At 72.6% G+C, this 15,322-nt stretch carries 18 protein-coding genes and 1 pseudogene; 17 read left to right on the plus strand and 2 right to left on the minus strand.

What is annotated here, in order from left to right; all coding sequences use genetic code 11:
- Positions 1-3 precede the first annotated feature (3 nt).
- Entirely contained in the window at positions 4-735 is a 732-nt protein-coding gene (locus tag ACWGSR_RS21140) for a class I SAM-dependent methyltransferase (RefSeq protein ID WP_376233368.1), read from the minus strand.
- Between the two features lie 477 nt (positions 736-1,212).
- On the opposite strand from ACWGSR_RS21140, the gene ACWGSR_RS21145 reads away from it, so the two are divergent.
- The 17 genes and pseudogenes from ACWGSR_RS21145 (at position 1,213) to ACWGSR_RS21225 (ending at position 14,587) form a co-directional block, all read left to right on the plus strand.
- A complete protein-coding gene (locus tag ACWGSR_RS21145) occupies positions 1,213-1,806 on the plus strand; it encodes a hypothetical protein (RefSeq protein ID WP_030223094.1) in 594 nt (197 codons plus the stop codon).
- 154 nt (positions 1,807-1,960) lie between these two features.
- Positions 1,961-2,404 (plus strand): 30S ribosomal protein S16, encoded by a 444-nt coding sequence (gene rpsP, locus ACWGSR_RS21150; protein ID WP_366372224.1) that lies wholly within the window; start codon positions 1,961-1,963, stop codon positions 2,402-2,404.
- Positions 2,405-2,406: 2 nt separating this feature from the next.
- The gene (locus ACWGSR_RS21155) at positions 2,407-2,646 is read left to right on the plus strand and encodes an RNA-binding protein (protein WP_020868149.1); all 240 of its coding nucleotides are present in this window, start codon (positions 2,407-2,409) and stop codon (positions 2,644-2,646) included.
- A 108-nt stretch (positions 2,647-2,754) separates the two neighbouring features.
- Entirely contained in the window at positions 2,755-3,333 is a 579-nt protein-coding gene (rimM, locus tag ACWGSR_RS21160) for a ribosome maturation factor RimM (RefSeq protein ID WP_376233372.1), read from the plus strand.
- A complete protein-coding gene (trmD, locus tag ACWGSR_RS21165; protein WP_376233375.1) occupies positions 3,330-4,151 on the plus strand; it encodes a tRNA (guanosine(37)-N1)-methyltransferase TrmD in 822 nt (273 codons plus the stop codon). The genes rimM and trmD overlap by 4 nt, the downstream gene beginning before the upstream one ends.
- Positions 4,152-4,279: 128 nt before the next feature.
- Entirely contained in the window at positions 4,280-4,630 is a 351-nt protein-coding gene (gene rplS, locus ACWGSR_RS21170; protein WP_030223083.1) for a 50S ribosomal protein L19, read from the plus strand.
- 69 nt (positions 4,631-4,699) lie between these two features.
- Entirely contained in the window at positions 4,700-5,593 is an 894-nt protein-coding gene (gene lepB, locus ACWGSR_RS21175) for a signal peptidase I (protein ID WP_453568139.1), read from the plus strand.
- A pseudogene (gene lepB / locus ACWGSR_RS21180) lies at positions 5,586-6,570 on the plus strand (signal peptidase I). Before lepB (ACWGSR_RS21175) ends, lepB (ACWGSR_RS21180) begins: the two are co-directional and overlap by 8 nt.
- On the plus strand, positions 6,539-7,459 hold the full coding sequence (gene lepB, locus ACWGSR_RS21185) for a signal peptidase I (protein WP_376233527.1): 921 nt from the start codon (positions 6,539-6,541) through the stop codon (positions 7,457-7,459). Before lepB (ACWGSR_RS21180) ends, lepB (ACWGSR_RS21185) begins: the two are co-directional and overlap by 32 nt.
- A 53-nt stretch (positions 7,460-7,512) precedes the next feature.
- A complete protein-coding gene (gene lepB, locus ACWGSR_RS21190) occupies positions 7,513-8,307 on the plus strand; it encodes a signal peptidase I (protein WP_453568142.1) in 795 nt (264 codons plus the stop codon).
- 149 nt (positions 8,308-8,456) lie between these two features.
- A complete protein-coding gene (locus ACWGSR_RS21195; RefSeq protein WP_453568258.1) occupies positions 8,457-8,951 on the plus strand; it encodes an NUDIX hydrolase in 495 nt (164 codons plus the stop codon).
- Between the two features lie 55 nt (positions 8,952-9,006).
- Positions 9,007-9,315 carry a DUF2469 domain-containing protein gene (locus ACWGSR_RS21200; RefSeq protein WP_005311352.1) on the plus strand — a complete coding sequence of 103 codons (309 nt, stop codon included), beginning with the start codon at positions 9,007-9,009 and terminating at the stop codon, positions 9,313-9,315.
- Between the two features lie 228 nt (positions 9,316-9,543).
- Entirely contained in the window at positions 9,544-9,948 is a 405-nt protein-coding gene (locus ACWGSR_RS21205; RefSeq protein WP_453568144.1) for a YraN family protein, read from the plus strand.
- 1 nt (position 9,949) lies between these two features.
- Positions 9,950-11,563: a YifB family Mg chelatase-like AAA ATPase gene (locus ACWGSR_RS21210; RefSeq protein WP_453568146.1), complete on the plus strand. Its 1,614-nt coding sequence runs from the start codon at positions 9,950-9,952 to the stop codon at positions 11,561-11,563.
- Positions 11,560-12,885: a DNA-processing protein DprA gene (dprA, locus tag ACWGSR_RS21215; protein ID WP_453568148.1), complete on the plus strand. Its 1,326-nt coding sequence runs from the start codon at positions 11,560-11,562 to the stop codon at positions 12,883-12,885. Before ACWGSR_RS21210 ends, dprA begins: the two co-directional genes overlap by 4 nt.
- A 245-nt stretch (positions 12,886-13,130) precedes the next feature.
- Positions 13,131-13,967: an RNA polymerase sigma factor WhiG gene (gene whiG, locus ACWGSR_RS21220; protein ID WP_030223055.1), complete on the plus strand. Its 837-nt coding sequence runs from the start codon at positions 13,131-13,133 to the stop codon at positions 13,965-13,967.
- Between the two features lie 53 nt (positions 13,968-14,020).
- Positions 14,021-14,587, plus strand: coding sequence for a TetR/AcrR family transcriptional regulator (locus tag ACWGSR_RS21225; protein WP_432126695.1), 567 nt, complete (start codon positions 14,021-14,023; stop codon positions 14,585-14,587).
- 141 nt (positions 14,588-14,728) lie between these two features.
- Here ACWGSR_RS21225 and ACWGSR_RS21230 read toward each other — a convergent pair whose 3' ends face one another.
- Positions 14,729-15,193, minus strand: a complete 465-nt coding sequence (locus tag ACWGSR_RS21230) for a murein hydrolase activator EnvC family protein (RefSeq protein ID WP_453568150.1) — start codon at positions 15,191-15,193, stop codon at positions 14,729-14,731.
- Positions 15,194-15,322: the final 129 nt, after the last annotated feature.

Consider the following 15,322-nt stretch of genomic DNA (forward strand, 5'->3'; position numbering starts at 1 on the left):
GTCTCAGGGCGTGCGGGCGATCACGTACCGGAAGACGTTCGGCATCCACACCGTCCCGTCCGGGCGGACGTACGGGGCGAGCGCCTCCTCGATCTCCTTCTCCACCTGGGAGGGGTCGGTCGCCAGGACCGCCTCGTCGAAGGCGCCCGTCGACAGGAGGCCCCGCACCGCGCTGCCCTCGTCGGCGTACCCGAAGGGGCAGGCCACCCGGCCCGAACCGGCCGGACGCAGCCCCGCCGCGGTCGCGAGCGCGTCCAGGTCGGGCCCCAGGCCCGAGGCGGGGCGGCGGTCGGCGAGCCGGGCCGCGACCCGGAGGACCGGCTCCGTGGCGCACCGCTCGGGCGGCCCCCAGCCGGCGAGGACGACGGTCGTGCCCGGTTGGGCCGTACGGGTGACCGCCGCCAGCTCCGGGAGCAGGGCGTCCGTCGCGTGGAAGGCGGTGACCACGTCGTACGGGGCGCACTCCGGCGGCCCTTCGGTGACGACGACGTCCTCCGGGAGCCGCTCCCTGGCCAGCTCCACGCGCGCGTGGTCCCGGTCCGCGCCGGCCACCCGGGCGCCCCGCGCGGCCGCCATGAGGAGGGCCAGGCCCGAGCCGCAGCCCAGGCCCAGGACCCGGGAGTTCCCGCCCACGCCGAGGCGGTCGTACACCGCGTCGTAGAGGGGGACGAGCATCCGTTCCTGGATCTCGGCCCAGTCGCGCGCGGGGTGGTGCGGGACGAGCGTAGGTGTCATGGATAAGCGCCCCAATCAGTGCTCGGACGACAGCCCCCCGTAGTCAGGGAACTGCGCATCGGGGGCCGCGTCCAGTGGTCGGGGCCGACCGATTCGTCCGGGGGAGGGGCGGTGTGCGCTCGCGCACGCGCACCCGGTAATGTCCCCGCAACACTTCGCATCCGCTCCGGACCTCCGGACGGAGGGGGCGCACGCGCCCGGTTCCTTCGAACGGGAGAGGGTGCACGCGCGCGGACCCTTCGAACGAAGGAGGGCCCGCGTGCCGGGGCCCTTCAGGCGAGGGGCGTGCGCGATCGGCCTACGCGCCGGGGCGTATGCGCCACTACGTACGGGCTTGGCGCCTCCCGCGCGGCTTCTCCGCAGTTCGGCGCACTGGCCCTCGTCGGGACGCATCAATCGCAAACTGACTGGTAAGTGCAAAATATTTGGGATGCCCCGGAATGGAACCCGGGGGCACTCCGGCTCGTTGTACCCGACGTGAGCACGACACCACCTGTTCTCGCCGCAGAGCTGGCACAGGCGTGGGCCGACATTCAGCGGCACCACCCCGAGCTGCCCGACCTTGCCGCGCCCGAATCCCTCATCGGAGAGTCCTCGTCCGCCTGCGGCGCCGAGCTCTCCTTCGAACGACTCCTCCACGAGGCAGTCCACGGCATCGCCGCCGCCAGAGGTGTCCGCGACACCTCCCGCGCCGGCCGCTACCACAACCGCCGCTTCCTCGCGATCGCCGAGGAGATGGGCCTCGACCACCCCGAGGAGCCGCACGCCAGCAGCGGCTTCTCCCTGGTCACGCTCAACGCGGAGGCCAGGCGGCGCTACCGGCCCACCATCGAACGGCTCCAGCGCGCCCTCAAGGCCCACACGGTCGCCACGGCCGCCGACACCAAGCGCTCCTTCCGCGGACCGGCCGCCCGGCACGGATCCTCGGGCGGCGGCGTGCGGGTCAAGGCCGTCTGCGACTGCGGGCGCAACGTGCGCGTGGTCCCGTCGGTCCTCGCCCAGGCCCCGATCGTCTGCGGCGGTTGCGGCAAGCCCTTCCGCATCCCGGAGACGGTGGGCGCCGCCAACTGACCCCGCGGCGTGTGGCACAATGGCTAGCTGTACTCGACAGTCGCACAGGACCCCTCTCTCCTCCGGCTGACGCGTCCATCGGGCATCCGAGTACCGCAACCCCACGTGGCATCTCAAGTGCCCAACCACGTCAAGACCAGGAGACACCACTCCAGTGGCAGTCAAGATCAAGCTCAAGCGCCTCGGCAAGATCCGCCAGCCGCACTACCGCATCGTCGTCGCCGACTCCCGCACCCGTCGTGACGGTCGCGCGATCGAGGAGATCGGCCTCTACCACCCGACGTACAACCCGTCGCGTATCGAGGTCGACTCCGAGCGTGCGCAGTACTGGCTGTCCGTCGGCGCCCAGCCGACCGAGCCGGTCCTCGCCATCCTGAAGCTCACCGGCGACTGGCAGAAGGCCAAGGGCCTCCCGGCCCCCGAGAAGGCCCTGCTCGTCCCCGCCACGAAGGAGGCGAAGCGCGCCTCGTTCGACGAGTTCGCGAAGACCCTCGAGGGCGGCGACGACAAGGGTGAGGCCATCACCCCGAAGGCCAAGAAGGCCGACAAGAAGGCGGACGAGGCCGAGGCCGAGTCCACCGAGTCGACCGAGGCCTGATCATGCTCGAGGAGGCTCTCGAGCACCTCGTGAAGGGCATCGTCGACAACCCCGACGAGGTGCAGGTCGCCTCGCGCAACCTGCGCCGGGGCCGCGTGCTGGAGGTCCGGGTCCACCCCGACGACCTCGGCAAGGTGATCGGCCGCAACGGCCGCACCGCGCGTGCGCTGCGCACCGTCGTGGGGGCCATCGGCGGCCGTGGGATCCGGGTCGACCTCGTCGACGTGGACCAGGTCCGCTGAGAAGGTCGGCAGCATCACCTTGAGTTGTGCCGGCACGGGCCGGGGAGGGCTTACGAGCCCGCCCCGGCCCGTTGTCGTACGAGCTGTGTGACAGGAGAGAGTGAAGCAGTGCAGTTGGTAGTCGCGCGGATCGGGCGCGCCCACGGCATCAAGGGCGAGGTCACCGTCGAGGTGCGCACGGACGAGCCCGAGCTCAGGCTCGGCCCCGGCGCCGTCCTGCTCACCGACCCGGCCTCCACCGGGCCGCTGACCATCGAGACCGGCCGCGTCCACAGCGGCCGCCTGTTGCTGCGCTTCGAGGGCGTCCGCGACCGCACCGCCGCCGAGGCCCTGCGCAACACCCTCCTCATCGCCGAGGTCGACCCCACGGAGATGCCCGAGGAGGAAGACGAGTACTACGACCACCAGCTCATCGACCTCGACGTGGTCCTCGCCGACGGCACCGAGATCGGGCGCATCACCGAGATCTCCCACCTGCCGTCCCAGGACCTCTTCATCGTCGAACGCCCCGACGGCACCGAGCTGATGATCCCCTTCGTCGGGGAGATCGTCACCGAGATCGACCTGGAGGAGCAGCGGGCCGTGATCGACCCGCCGCCCGGCCTGATCGACGACCGCGCCGAGATCGCCTCCTCCCGCGAGGACGAGGCCGGTTCCTCCGAGGAGTCCGGCGAGGAGCGGGCATGAGGCTCGACGTCGTCACGATCTTCCCCGAGTACCTCGAACCGCTGAACGTCTCCCTCGTCGGCAAGGCACGCGCGCGCGGACAGCTCGACGTCCACGTCCACGACCTGCGCGCGTGGACGTACGACCGGCACAACACGGTCGACGACACCCCGTACGGCGGCGGCCCCGGCATGGTCATGAAGACCGGCCCCTGGGGCGACGCGCTCGACCAGACCCTCGCCGACGGCTACGAGGGCGGCGCCCACGGCCCCGTCCTCGTCGTCCCCACCCCCAGCGGCCGCCCCTTCACCCAGGAACTGGCCGTCGAACTCTCCGAGCGGCCCTGGCTGATCTTCACCCCGGCCCGCTACGAGGGCATCGACCGCCGCGTCATGGACGAGTACGCGACCCGGATGCCGGTCTACGAGGTCTCCATCGGCGACTACGTCCTGGCCGGCGGAGAGGCCGCCGTCCTCGTCGTCACCGAGGCCGTCGCCCGCCTCCTGCCCGGCGTCCTCGGCAACGCCGAGTCCCACCGGGACGACTCCTTCGCCCCCGGGGCCATGGCCAACCTCCTGGAGGGCCCCGTCTACACCAAGCCCCCCGAGTGGCGCGGCCGCGGCATCCCCGACGTCCTCCTCAGCGGCCACCACGGGAAGATCTCCCGCTGGCGGCGCGACGAGGCCTTCCGCCGTACCGCCGCCCACCGGCCCGACCTCATCGAGCGCTGCGACCCGGCGGCCTTCGACAAGAAGGACCGGGAGATCCTCTCCATGATGGGGTGGGCCCCCGAGCCCGGCGGCCGATTTTGGCGCAGGGTCGAGGGCGTGGAAGAATAGGCCGCTGCCGTCCGTCCGGCGTGCGCCCCTGCCACAGGGGGAACGACGCCGCCAGGAGCGGACGGCCCTTGAAACCACTTCGAACGTACCGCTGATGACCTGTGGCATCAGCGAGGAAAGAGACCTCCATGGCCTCCCTGCTCGACCAGGTCAACGCGGCTTCGCTCCGCTCCGACCTCCCCGCCTTCCGCCCGGGCGACACCGTCAACGTCCACGTGCGCGTCATCGAGGGCAACCGCTCCCGCATCCAGCAGTTCAAGGGCGTCGTCATCCGCCGCCAGGGCTCGGGCGTCAGCGAGACCTTCACGGTCCGCAAGGTCTCGTTCTCCGTCGGCGTCGAGCGCACCTTCCCGGTCAACAGCCCGATCTTCGAGAAGATCGAGCTCGTGACCCGCGGTGACGTGCGTCGTGCCAAGCTCTACTACCTCCGCGAGCTGCGCGGCAAGGCCGCCAAGATCAAGGAGAAGCGCGACCGCTGAGCCCCGGCTCCCGGCACGCACCGCGCTTCCGGTTCCCCTCACAGACAGGCCCGATAGGCTTGTCCGGCGATGGACACCGAAGCACAGCACACGGAGCGCGGCCCTTCCCCCGACGCGGAACCCGACAGGGTTTCCGGTACGGAGGAGGGGCCGCGCTCCGCGCGCGTTTCCGGAGCCCCCGGGGCTTCGGAGGACCCCGAGCCCTCCGAGCCCTCCGGGGACCCCGAGCCTTCCGAACACTCCGAGGACTCCGACGGCGCGCCCTCCTGGCGGCGCACGGCGCTCGTGGGCGGCGCCTGCGTGGTCTTCCTGCTGCTCCTGAGCCACTTCGTGGCGCAGCCGTTCCTGATCCCCAGCCGCTCCATGGAGCCGACGCTCCGGGTCGACGACCGGATCCTGGTGAACAAGCTGGCGTACCGCTTCGGGGACGAACCGCGCCGCGGCGACGTCGTCGTCTTCGACGGCACCGGCTCCTTCGTGCGGGAGGAGCCCGAGGGCGACCCCGTCACCGGCCTGCTGCGCGACGGGGCGTCCGCCCTCGGACTCGCCGAGCCCGCCGAGACCGACTTCGTGAAGCGGGTCGTCGGCACCGGCGGCGACCGGGTCGTCTGCTGCGACAAGGACGGCCGGCTCACCGTCAACGGCACCGTCGTCGTGGAGCGTTACCTCATGCCCGGCGACCAGCCCTCGAGCGTGCCCTTCGACATCGTCGTCCCCCCGGACCGGCTCTGGGTCATGGGCGACCACCGCAGTCAGTCCAGCGACTCCCGGGACCACCTGGGCAGCCCCGGCGGCGGCATGGTGCCCGTCGACAAGGTCGTCGGACGCGCCGACTGGATCGCCTGGCCCTTCGGCCGCTGGAGCGGCGTGGCGGGCACGGACGCCTTCGACGCCGTACCGGCGTCACCGGCCGGCGGACACCCGACGGGGCCGGCGGCCCCGGGGACGGGGAACCGTGGGTAGCCGGGGCCGGCCGGCGGGCAGGGCCGGTCACGCGCCCGAGCAGGGATCCGCACTGCCCGGACGGGCCGAGCGGCGCAAGCTCGCCCGCAAGGTCAAGCGGCGCCGGCAGCGCTCCGCGATCCGGGAGATCCCGATCCTGGTCACGGTCGCCGTACTCATCGCCCTCGTCCTCAAGACCTTCCTCGTCCAGGCGTTCGTCATCCCCTCCGGCTCCATGGAGCAGACGATCCGGATCCAGGACCGGGTCCTCGTCGACAAGCTCACCCCCTGGTTCGGCTCCCGCCCGCAGCGCGGCGACGTCGTCGTCTTCAAGGACCCCGGCAACTGGCTCCACCAGGACCCCGTGCCGCCCGCCGACGACCCCGTCGGCGTCAAACAGGCCAAGCAGGCCCTGACCTTCATCGGACTGCTGCCCTCCGCCGACGAGCAGGACCTCATCAAGCGGGTCGTGGCCGTCGGCGGCGACACCGTCCGCTGCTGCGGCGAGGACGGGCGGCTCACCGTCAACGGCGTACCGCTGGACGAGCCGTACCTGCATCCGGGGAACGCGCCGTCCACCATCCCCTTCGAGGTGAAGGTCCCCGAGGGCCGGATCTTCGTCCTCGGCGACCACCGCTCGGACTCGGCCGACTCCCGCTTCCACCTCGACGAGAAGGACCACGGCACCGTCGCGGAGGAGCAGGTCGTGGGGCGTGCCGTGGTGATCGCCTGGCCCATCGGCCACTGGCGGGGCCTGGAGGAGCGGGACGCCTTCGCCGGAGTTCCGGACGCCCGTGCGGGTTCCGGTGAGGCGTCCGGTCCGTCGCATAGTGTGTCCCAGCGGAATCTGAACGGATTGCCCGGGCTCCCGACCCCTGCGGAACTTCTGCTCGTTATGGGAGTGGTGGGCCCGTCCCTGTTCCGGGGCGGGCGTTCGCACGGACTTGAGGAGTGGATGTGGGGGATTTGGCCGTCGGCGCACGATCCGGACACGATGAGCCCGAGAAGAGGGCCGACGAGGCCAGGGGCGACGACGTGACGGGTGACGACGTGACGGGTGACAGGGTGCCGCACGGCGACGGCGCGCCGCGCGACGACGAGGCGGGCGGGTCCGGCAGGGCCCCCAAGAAGCAGCGCTCCTTCTGGAAGGAGCTGCCCCTCCTCGTCGGCATCGCGCTGGTGCTCGCGCTGCTGATCAAGACCTTCCTGGTGCAGGCGTTCTCGATCCCCTCGGAATCGATGATGAACGCCCTCAAGAAGGGCGACCGGGTCCTCGTCGACAAGCTGACGCCGTGGTTCGGCTCCGAGCCCGAGCGCGGCGAGGTCGTCGTCTTCCACGACCCGGGCGGCTGGCTGGAGACCGCGGAGACGCCCAAGCCGAACGTCGTGCAGAAGTTCCTCAGCTTCATCGGCCTCATGCCGTCCGCCGAGGAGAAGGACCTCATCAAGCGGGTCATCGCGGTCGGCGGCGACACCGTCTCCTGCAAGGAGGGCGGCAAGGTCGTCCTCAACGGGGTGCCGCTCGACGAGACCTCGTACCTCTACCCCGGTTCCGTGCCCTGCCAGGACTCCTTCGGTCCGATCAAGGTCCCCGAGGGCCGCATCTGGGTCATGGGCGACAACCGCCAGAACTCCCTGGACTCCCGCTTCCACCAGGAGCTCCCCGGCGGCGGCACCGTCGCCGAGGACCTGGTCGTGGGCCGCGCCGTCGTCGTCGCCTGGCCGGTCACCCGCTGGGCCACGCTCCCCGTGCCCGGCATCTTCGACAACCCCGCCCTGAACAAGGCGGCGGCCGCCGCCCCGCTCGGCGCGGCGAGCGTCGCCGGAGCGCTCCCGCTGGTGCTGTGGCGCCGGAAGAAGCAGCTCGCGCGGCATACCGCCGAGTAACGACCCGCGGGTAGTGTGCCGTCCCGGACCGTCGACAGACCTCTGGGGTGCACATGAGCGGAACCATAGGGACCAAGGACGGCCACGGCCGCCTCGGCAGCGTGCTGTCGGGGCTGGCCGTGGCCGTCGGCTGTGCGCTCTTCCTCGGCGGGTTCGTCTGGGGAGCCCTGGTCTACCGGCCGTACACCGTCCCCACCGACTCCATGACCCCCACCCTCGACGTCAACTCCCGCGTGCTCGCCGAGCGGGTCGACGGGACCGAGGTGAAGCGCGGCGACGTCGTCGTCTTCAACGACCCCCTGTGGGGCTCCTCGCCCATGGTCAAGCGCGTCGTCGCCGTCGGCGGCGACACCGTCGCCTGCTGCGACGGGGACGGGCGGCTCACCGTCAACGGCAGGGCCGTCGACGAGCCGTACCTCGGGCCGGGCATGGACGGCCGGAGGACCGCCTCCGACAAGGAGTTCTCCGTGACGGTCCCCGGGGACAGCCTCTTCCTCCTCGGGGACGACCGGCACACCTCCCTCGACTCCCGCACCCACCTCGAAGAGGCCGGCCAGGGTTCGGTGCCCCGCTCCACGGTCGTCGCCCGGGTCGACGCCGTCGTCTGGCCCGCCAAGGGCCTCCTGGACCGGCCGGCCGGCTTCGCCGACCTCCCGGGCGGCCTGTCGGCGCCGGGACCGTTCACGACCCTCCTCGCGGTGATCACGGCCGGCGGCATACTGGTCTTCGCGGGGGCCGCGTACGGGCCGGTGGCACGGCTCCTGGGTCGGCGGCCGGGCGGACGGCGGGTCGGGGCCGGTGCCGGTGCCGGTGCAGGGGCCGGTCCCGGGGAGAGGACAGGGGCATGACGGAGCGGGGACGGGGCGCGGGGGCGGGCCCGGACGGGGACGCGGACGTGGACGGGGAGACCGTGGGGCGGGTGGACGTGGACGGGGAGACCGTGGGGCGGGTGGACGTGGACGGGGAGGCCGTAGGGCGGGTGGACGTGGGCACGGGCGTGGAGAGCGTGGTGCGGAAGGTCGCGCGGGTCGTCCTGCTCGACCCCGACGACCGCGTCCTGCTGCTGCACGGACACGAGCCCGACGACCCCGGCCTCTCCTGGTGGTTCACCCCCGGCGGGGGCCTGGAGGGCGACGAGACCCGGGAGAAGGCGGCACTGCGCGAGCTCGCGGAGGAGACCGGCATCACCGACGTCGACCTCGGACCCGTCCTCTGGACCCGGCACTGCTCCTTCCCCTTCGACGGACGCCGCTGGGACCAGGACGAGTGGTACTACCTCGCCCGCACCCGCAGGACCGATGCCGCGCCCGGTCCGCAGACCCTCACAGAGCTGGAGACCCGCAGCCTCTCGGGCCTGAGATGGTGGACCTCCGCCGAACTGTCGGCCGCCCGTGAGACGGTGTACCCGACCAGACTCGCCGAGCTGCTGCGCACGCTGCTCGACGAGGGACCTCCGCCCGCACCGGTCGTCCTCGCCCCGGAAATCGTCTAGGGACGCGTACGACTGGCGCACAATGGGGGGACGCACGGCTGAAGGGGAACATGCCATGAGCGCCGAGGACCTCGAGAAGTACGAGACCGAGATGGAGCTGAAGCTCTACCGGGAGTACCGCGACGTCGTCGGCCTGTTCAAATACGTGATCGAGACCGAGCGACGCTTCTACCTCACCAACGACTACGAGATGCAGGTGCACTCGGTTCAGGGCGAGGTCTTCTTCGAGGTCAGCATGGCCGACGCCTGGGTCTGGGACATGTACAGGCCGGCCAGGTTCGTCAAGCAGGTCCGCGTCCTCACGTTCAAGGACGTGAACATCGAGGAGCTCAACAAGAGCGACCTCGAACTCCCCGGCAGCTGAGGACGGCGGCAGGAGCGCCGCAGAAAGATCACCTCCACGGGTCGCTTTTACGGGTCACCCCCACGGGTGAGGGAGTTCTCCACAGCCTCTCGCCCGTCCACAGCGCCGCACACGGAACGCGCCGCCCCGTCACAGTCGGTGACGGAGGTGGTCCGTATGAACGCGACCGGCACGACTGACACGACTGATACCGCCGATACGACCGGCAGCACGACCGGTACAACCGGTATGGCTGGCAAGGCCGGCACGACCGACACGGTTGGCAAGACCAGCGCCACCCGCGCGCTCGGACGGTACGGAGAGGAGCTGGCGGCCCGCCGGCTCACCGCGACCGGCATGCACGTCCTCGCCCGCAACTGGCGCTGCGGCCGGACCGGCGAGATCGACATCGTCGCCCGCGACGGCGACACCCTCGTCATCTGCGAGGTCAAGACCCGGCGCCACGGCGCCTACGAACACCCGATGGCCGCCGTCACGCCCCGCAAGGCCGAACGGCTCCGCCGCCTCGCCGACTGCTGGCTCGACCGCAGCGGCACCCCGGCACCCGCCGGCGGCGTCCGCATCGACCTCGTCGGCGTCGTCCTGCCCCGCCGGGGAGCCCCCGCACTCACCCACGCCCAGGGGGTGGCCTGAGATGGGATTCGCCCGCACCTGCTCCGTCGCCCTCGTCGGCGTCGAGGGCGTCGTCGTCGAAGTACAGGCCGACCTCGAACCCGGCGTCGCCGCCTTCGCCCTCGTCGGCCTCCCCGACAAGAGCCTCACCGAGAGCCGCGACCGCGTCCGCGCCGCCGTCGTCAACTCCGGCGCCGAATGGCCCCAGAAGAAACTCACCGTCGGCCTCAGCCCTGCCTCCGTCCCGAAGGGCGGCAGCGGCTTCGACCTGGCCGTCGCCGCCGCCGTCCTCGGCGCCGCCGAGCGCATCGACCCGCGCACCATCGCCGACCTCGTCCTCATCGGCGAACTCGGACTCGACGGCCGCGTCCGCCCCGTCCGCGGCATCCTGCCCGCCGTCCTCGCCGCCGCCGACGCCGGATACCGGCAGGTCGTCGTCCCCGAACAGACCGCCGGCGAGGCCTCGCTCGTCCCCGGCGTCTCCGTCCTCGGCGTCCGCAGCCTCCGCCAGCTGATCGCCGTCCTCACCGACGAACCCGTCCCCGACGAGGAACCCACCGAGGAGGGACGGCCCGACGCCATGCTCGCCGGCCTCCTCGTCCCCGGCGCCGGCATCGGCACCGGACTCGCCGCCGACCCCGCCGAAGGCCCCGACCTCGCCGACGTCGCCGGCCAGCACCACGCCCGCCGCGCCCTGGAGATCTCCGCCGCCGGCAGCCACCACCTCCTGCTCTCCGGACCACCCGGAGCGGGAAAGACCATGCTGGCCGAACGCCTCCCCGGCATCCTCCCGCCCCTCAGCCGACAGGAGTCCCTGGAAGTCACCGCCGTCCACTCCGTCGCCGGCATCCTCCCGCCCGGCGAACCCCTCGTCCGCCGCGCCCCCTACTGCGCGCCCCACCACTCCGCCACCATGCAGTCCCTCGTCGGCGGCGGAAACGGCCTCCCCAGGCCCGGCGCCGTCTCCCTCGCCCACCGCGGCATCCTCTTTCTGGACGAAGCCCCCGAGTTCTCGGGCAAGGCGCTCGACGCGCTCCGCCAGCCCCTCGAATCCGGGCACGTCGTCATCGCCCGTGCCGCCGGCGTCGTCCGCCTCCCCGCCCGCTTCCTCCTCGCCCTCGCCGCCAACCCCTGCCCCTGCGGACGGCACACCCTGCACGGCGCCGGCTGCGAATGCCCGCCCGCGCTCGTCCGCCGCTACCAGGCGCGCCTCTCCGGGCCCCTGCTCGACCGGGTCGACCTCCGCGTCGAGGCCGAGCCCGTCACCCGCGCCGACCTCCTCGGGCAGGGCGGCAGGGGAGAGACCACCGCCGCGGTCGCCGCGCGCGTCCGCGAGGCCCGCGACCGGGCCGCCACCCGTCTCGCCGACACCCCCTGGAGGGTCAACAGCGAGATCCCCGGTCACGAGCTCCGCACCCGCTACCACGCCGCGCCCGGAGCCCTCGCCGCAGCCGAACGCGACATCGAACGCGGACTCCTCACCGCCCGCGGCCTCGACCGCGTCCTGCGCGTCGCCTGGACCGTCGCCGACCTGGCCGGACACGACCGGCCCGACGTCCGGGACGTCGCCCTCGCCCTGGAGATGCGCACCGGCGTCGCCCGCGGCGTGCCCGTCGGAACGGGGGACCGCGCATGATCCCCACCGCACCCGCCGCCCCGCCCTCCGCCTCCACCGCACCCATGGACGAACGGCTCGCCCGTGCCGTTCTCACCCGCGCCGTCGAACCCGGCGACGAACACGCCGGCCGCTGGATCCGCCGATACGGAGCCGTCGGCTTCCTCGAACGGCTCCTCCGGTACGACGACATCCGTACTAACGACGACATCCGTACCGAAGACGGCACCCGCCCCGATGACGGCACCCACCTCGAAGACGACACCCACCCCGCCGACGGCGCCCGCCCCGACGGCATTCGCCCCGGAGGCGCCCGACCTGGCGGGGACCCCTTCCCCGGCACCGGCCGCAAACGCGTCGCCTCCTGGCGCCTGCGCGCCACCGCCGCCGAACCCGCCCGCGACCTCGACACCGTCCACGCCCTCGGCGGCCGCTTCCTCGTTCCCGGTGACACCGAATGGCCCCGGCAACTCGACGACCTCGGCGACGCCCGCCCCGTCGGCCTCTGGCTCCGAGGCCCCGCCGACCTGCGCACCTGGGCCCTGCGCTCCGTCGCCCTCGTCGGCGCCCGCGCCTGCACCCCCTACGGCGCCCACACCGCCACCGACCTCGCCACCGGCCTCGCGAGAAAGGGCTGGGTCGTCGTCTCCGGGGCCGCCTACGGCATCGACGGCGCCGCCCACCGGGGAGCCCTCGCCGCCGACGGCGCCACCGTCGCCGTCCTCGCCTGCGGCGTCGACGTCCCCTACCCCCGGGGCCACGACCGGCTCATCCGGCGCATCACCGAACAGGGCCTCGTCGTCGGAGAGTTGCCGCCCGAAAGCCACCCGACCCCCAGCCGCTTCATCCTCCGCAACCGCGTCATCGCCGCCCTCACCCGCGGAACCGTCGTCGTCGAGGCGCAGCACCGCAGCGGCTCCCTCTCCACCGCCCGCGCCGCCGCCCGGCTCGGCCGCCACACCATGGGCGTGCCCGGACCGGTCACCAGCGCGCTCTCCGCGGGCGTCCACGAACTCCTGCGCGGCGACGCCACCCTCGTCACCGACGCCGAGGAGATCGTCGAACTCGTCGGGGACATGGGCCAGCTCGCCCCGGCGCGCCGAGGACCCGTCCTTCCCCGGGACCTCCTCGCCCCCGCCACGGCGCACGTCCTGGAGGCCGTGCCCGCCCGCGGCCCCACCTCCACCACCGCCATCGCCCGCCGCGCCGGCACCCACCCCGACGAGACCCTCGCCAAGCTGTACGAACTCCACTCCCTCGGCTTCGTCGAACGGTACGGAGACGGATGGCGGTTGACGAACACCGCCACACAAGCGTCGAACGCGCGGCGAGGCGGTACTTGACCCGGAGCATTCGGGTGAAAAGGTGAAGGCGATGAACGACCGAGCCCTCTCGGCCGCACCCGAGGGGCCGACCCGCGCCACGGCCCCCGTTCGAAGATGCGGTCGACGGCGTCCACCCGGAGCGGCGCGATCCACCGGTGTTCGCTCACCGCGACGGCACACTCACGCTACGCTCACCGGGATTCCCTCCACGACACCCACACCCGCCCCGACACACCCGACAGCAGAACGGCTCAAGGCAACGCATGCCCCAGCACACCTCCGGGTCTGACCGCGCTGCGGTGCCCCCAGCAGCCCGGGGCACCGTGCGACCGCCCGCACCGACCTCCCTCGACGAGCTGTGGCGGTCGTACAAGGACACGGGCGACGAGCGGCTGCGGGAGCAGCTGATCCTGCACTACTCGCCCCTCGTCAAGTACGTCGCGGGACGGGTCAGCGTCGGGCTGCCGTCCAACGTGGAACAGGCCGACTTCGTCTCCTCCGGCGTCTTCGGCCTCATCGACGCCATCGAGAAGTTCGACGTCGAGCGCGCCATCAAGTTCGAGACGTACGCCATCACCCGCATCCGCGGCGCCATGATCGACGAGCTCCGCGCCCTCGACTGGATCCCGCGCTCCGTCCGCCAGAAGGCGCGCAACGTCGAACGCGCCTACGCCACCCTGGAGGCCCAGCTCCGCCGCACCCCCTCCGAGAGCGAGGTCGCCGCGGAGATGGACATCACACTGGAGGAACTGCACTCGGTTTTCAGCCAGTTGTCCCTGGCCAACGTGGTCGCCCTGGAGGAGCTGCTGCACGTCGGCGGCGAGGGCGGCGACCGGCTCTCCCTGATGGACACGCTGGAGGACACGGCCGCCGACAACCCCGTCGAGATCGCCGAGGACCGCGAGCTGCGCCGGCTGCTCGCCCGCGCCATCAACACGCTCCCCGAACGCGAGAAGACGGTCGTCACCCTCTACTACTACGAGGGCCTCACGCTCGCCGAGATCGGCCACGTCCTCGGCGTCACCGAGAGCCGCGTCAGCCAGATCCACACCAAATCCGTCCTCCAGCTCCGGGCCAAGCTGGCCGACGTAGGACGCTGAGCGCCGCGGTCCGGTCGTACAGTGGAGCCGTGCCCAGGATTCGAGCGGCCTCCGTGGCCGAGCACCGGACGATGCAGCGCGGCGCCCTGCTGGACGCCGCGCGTTCCCTGTTGTCCGAGGGCGGGACGGAGGCGCTGACCTTCCCCGCACTCGCCGAGCGCACGGGCCTCGCCCGCTCGTCGGTCTACGAGTACTTCCGATCGCGCGCCGCCGTCGTCGAGGAGCTGTGCGCCGTCGACTTCCCGGTCTGGGCCGCCGAGGTCGAGCTGGCCATGGCCGACGCGGAGACGCCCCAGGGCAAGGTCGAGGCGTACGTCCGCAAGCAGCTGGAACTGGTCGGGGACCGGCGTCACCGCGCGGTCGTCGCCATCTCCGCCGGCGAGCTGGACGACGGCGCCCGCGAGAAGATCCGCGCCGCCCACGGCGGCCTCGTCTCCATGGTCGTCGAAGCCCTCGCCGCCCTGGGACAGCCCCGGCCCCGCCTGGGCGCCATGCTCCTCCAAGGCGTCGTCGACGCGGCCGTCCGCCGCCTCGAACTCGGCGCGGCCGAGGACCCCGCGGAGATCACCGAGGCGGCGGTCACGATGGCCCTCCACGGGGTCAACGGCTCCCCGGCCTGACCGCTCGAAGAAAATCCGGGGGGCTTTCCCCCGCCCCCCCGCCCCCCCGCCCCCCGCCCCCTCCCCACCCACCCCTCCCCCTCCGCCCCCCCACCCCTCACTCCAGCCCCACTACAGCCCCGCTCCAGCCCCACTCCAAGCTCACCCCAGCGGCAGCAGCCGCGACGGCCCCCGTTTCGTCAGGAGCAGCGGGTTCAGGTAGTGGTCGCCTCTGAGGAGGCCCCAGTGGAGGCAGGTCTCCGGGCAGTGGGTGCCGGTGGCGACCCGGGCGATCGGGGTGCCGGCGGCGACGGTGGTGCCGGCCGGGACCAGCGGGGTCACCGGGGAGAAGGTCGTGCGCAGTGGGGGAGAGCCCGTGCCCGGGAGGGCCAGGGTGAGGACGCCCCGGCCACCGACCGGGCCCGCGAAGGTGACCGTGCCCGCCGTGGGGGCCAGGACCGGTGTGCCCGGCGGTGCGGCGAGGTCGACGCCGCGGTGGCCCGCGGCGTACGGGCCCGGCGGGGGCTGCCAGCCGCGGACGATCTCGGGCGGGGGCGGGCCGCCCACCGGCCAGAAGGGGCCGAGGGCCAGGAGCAGGGTCGTGAGGCAGGTCGTCGCGTAGTGCATGGGGGAAGGTTCTCCCGGGCGTCCGGTTCGTGGGGCTCGTGGACGGTTTCTGTGGACTACTCACCGGTTGTGGACAGCGCCGTCACCCGCCGCCCCCGGGGTCCCGTACACTTCCTATGGCGACTCGGG

Source organism: Streptomyces sp. NPDC055632, from assembly GCF_053618675.1.

What these genes read in the sequence shown, in the direction of transcription:
- trmD (WP_376233375.1), top strand. Translation starts at nt 3,330, where the DNA reads ATGAGGCTCGACGTCGTCACGATCTTCCCCGAGTACCTCGAACCGCTG.
- ACWGSR_RS21155 (WP_020868149.1), top strand. Translation starts at nt 2,407, where the DNA reads ATGCTCGAGGAGGCTCTCGAGCACCTCGTGAAGGGCATCGTCGACAAC.
- whiG (WP_030223055.1), top strand. Translation starts at nt 13,131, where the DNA reads ATGCCCCAGCACACCTCCGGGTCTGACCGCGCTGCGGTGCCCCCAGCA.
- ACWGSR_RS21205 (WP_453568144.1), top strand. Translation starts at nt 9,544, where the DNA reads ATGGCTGGCAAGGCCGGCACGACCGACACGGTTGGCAAGACCAGCGCC.
- ACWGSR_RS21140 (WP_376233368.1), bottom strand. Translation starts at nt 735, where the DNA reads ATGACACCTACGCTCGTCCCGCACCACCCCGCGCGCGACTGGGCCGAG.
- dprA (WP_453568148.1), top strand. Translation starts at nt 11,560, where the DNA reads ATGATCCCCACCGCACCCGCCGCCCCGCCCTCCGCCTCCACCGCACCC.
- ACWGSR_RS21210 (WP_453568146.1), top strand. Translation starts at nt 9,950, where the DNA reads ATGGGATTCGCCCGCACCTGCTCCGTCGCCCTCGTCGGCGTCGAGGGC.
- lepB (WP_453568139.1), top strand. Translation starts at nt 4,700, where the DNA reads ATGGACACCGAAGCACAGCACACGGAGCGCGGCCCTTCCCCCGACGCG.
- ACWGSR_RS21230 (WP_453568150.1), bottom strand. Translation starts at nt 15,193, where the DNA reads ATGCACTACGCGACGACCTGCCTCACGACCCTGCTCCTGGCCCTCGGC.
- lepB (WP_453568142.1), top strand. Translation starts at nt 7,513, where the DNA reads ATGAGCGGAACCATAGGGACCAAGGACGGCCACGGCCGCCTCGGCAGC.
- ACWGSR_RS21200 (WP_005311352.1), top strand. Translation starts at nt 9,007, where the DNA reads ATGAGCGCCGAGGACCTCGAGAAGTACGAGACCGAGATGGAGCTGAAG.
- rplS (WP_030223083.1), top strand. Translation starts at nt 4,280, where the DNA reads ATGGCCTCCCTGCTCGACCAGGTCAACGCGGCTTCGCTCCGCTCCGAC.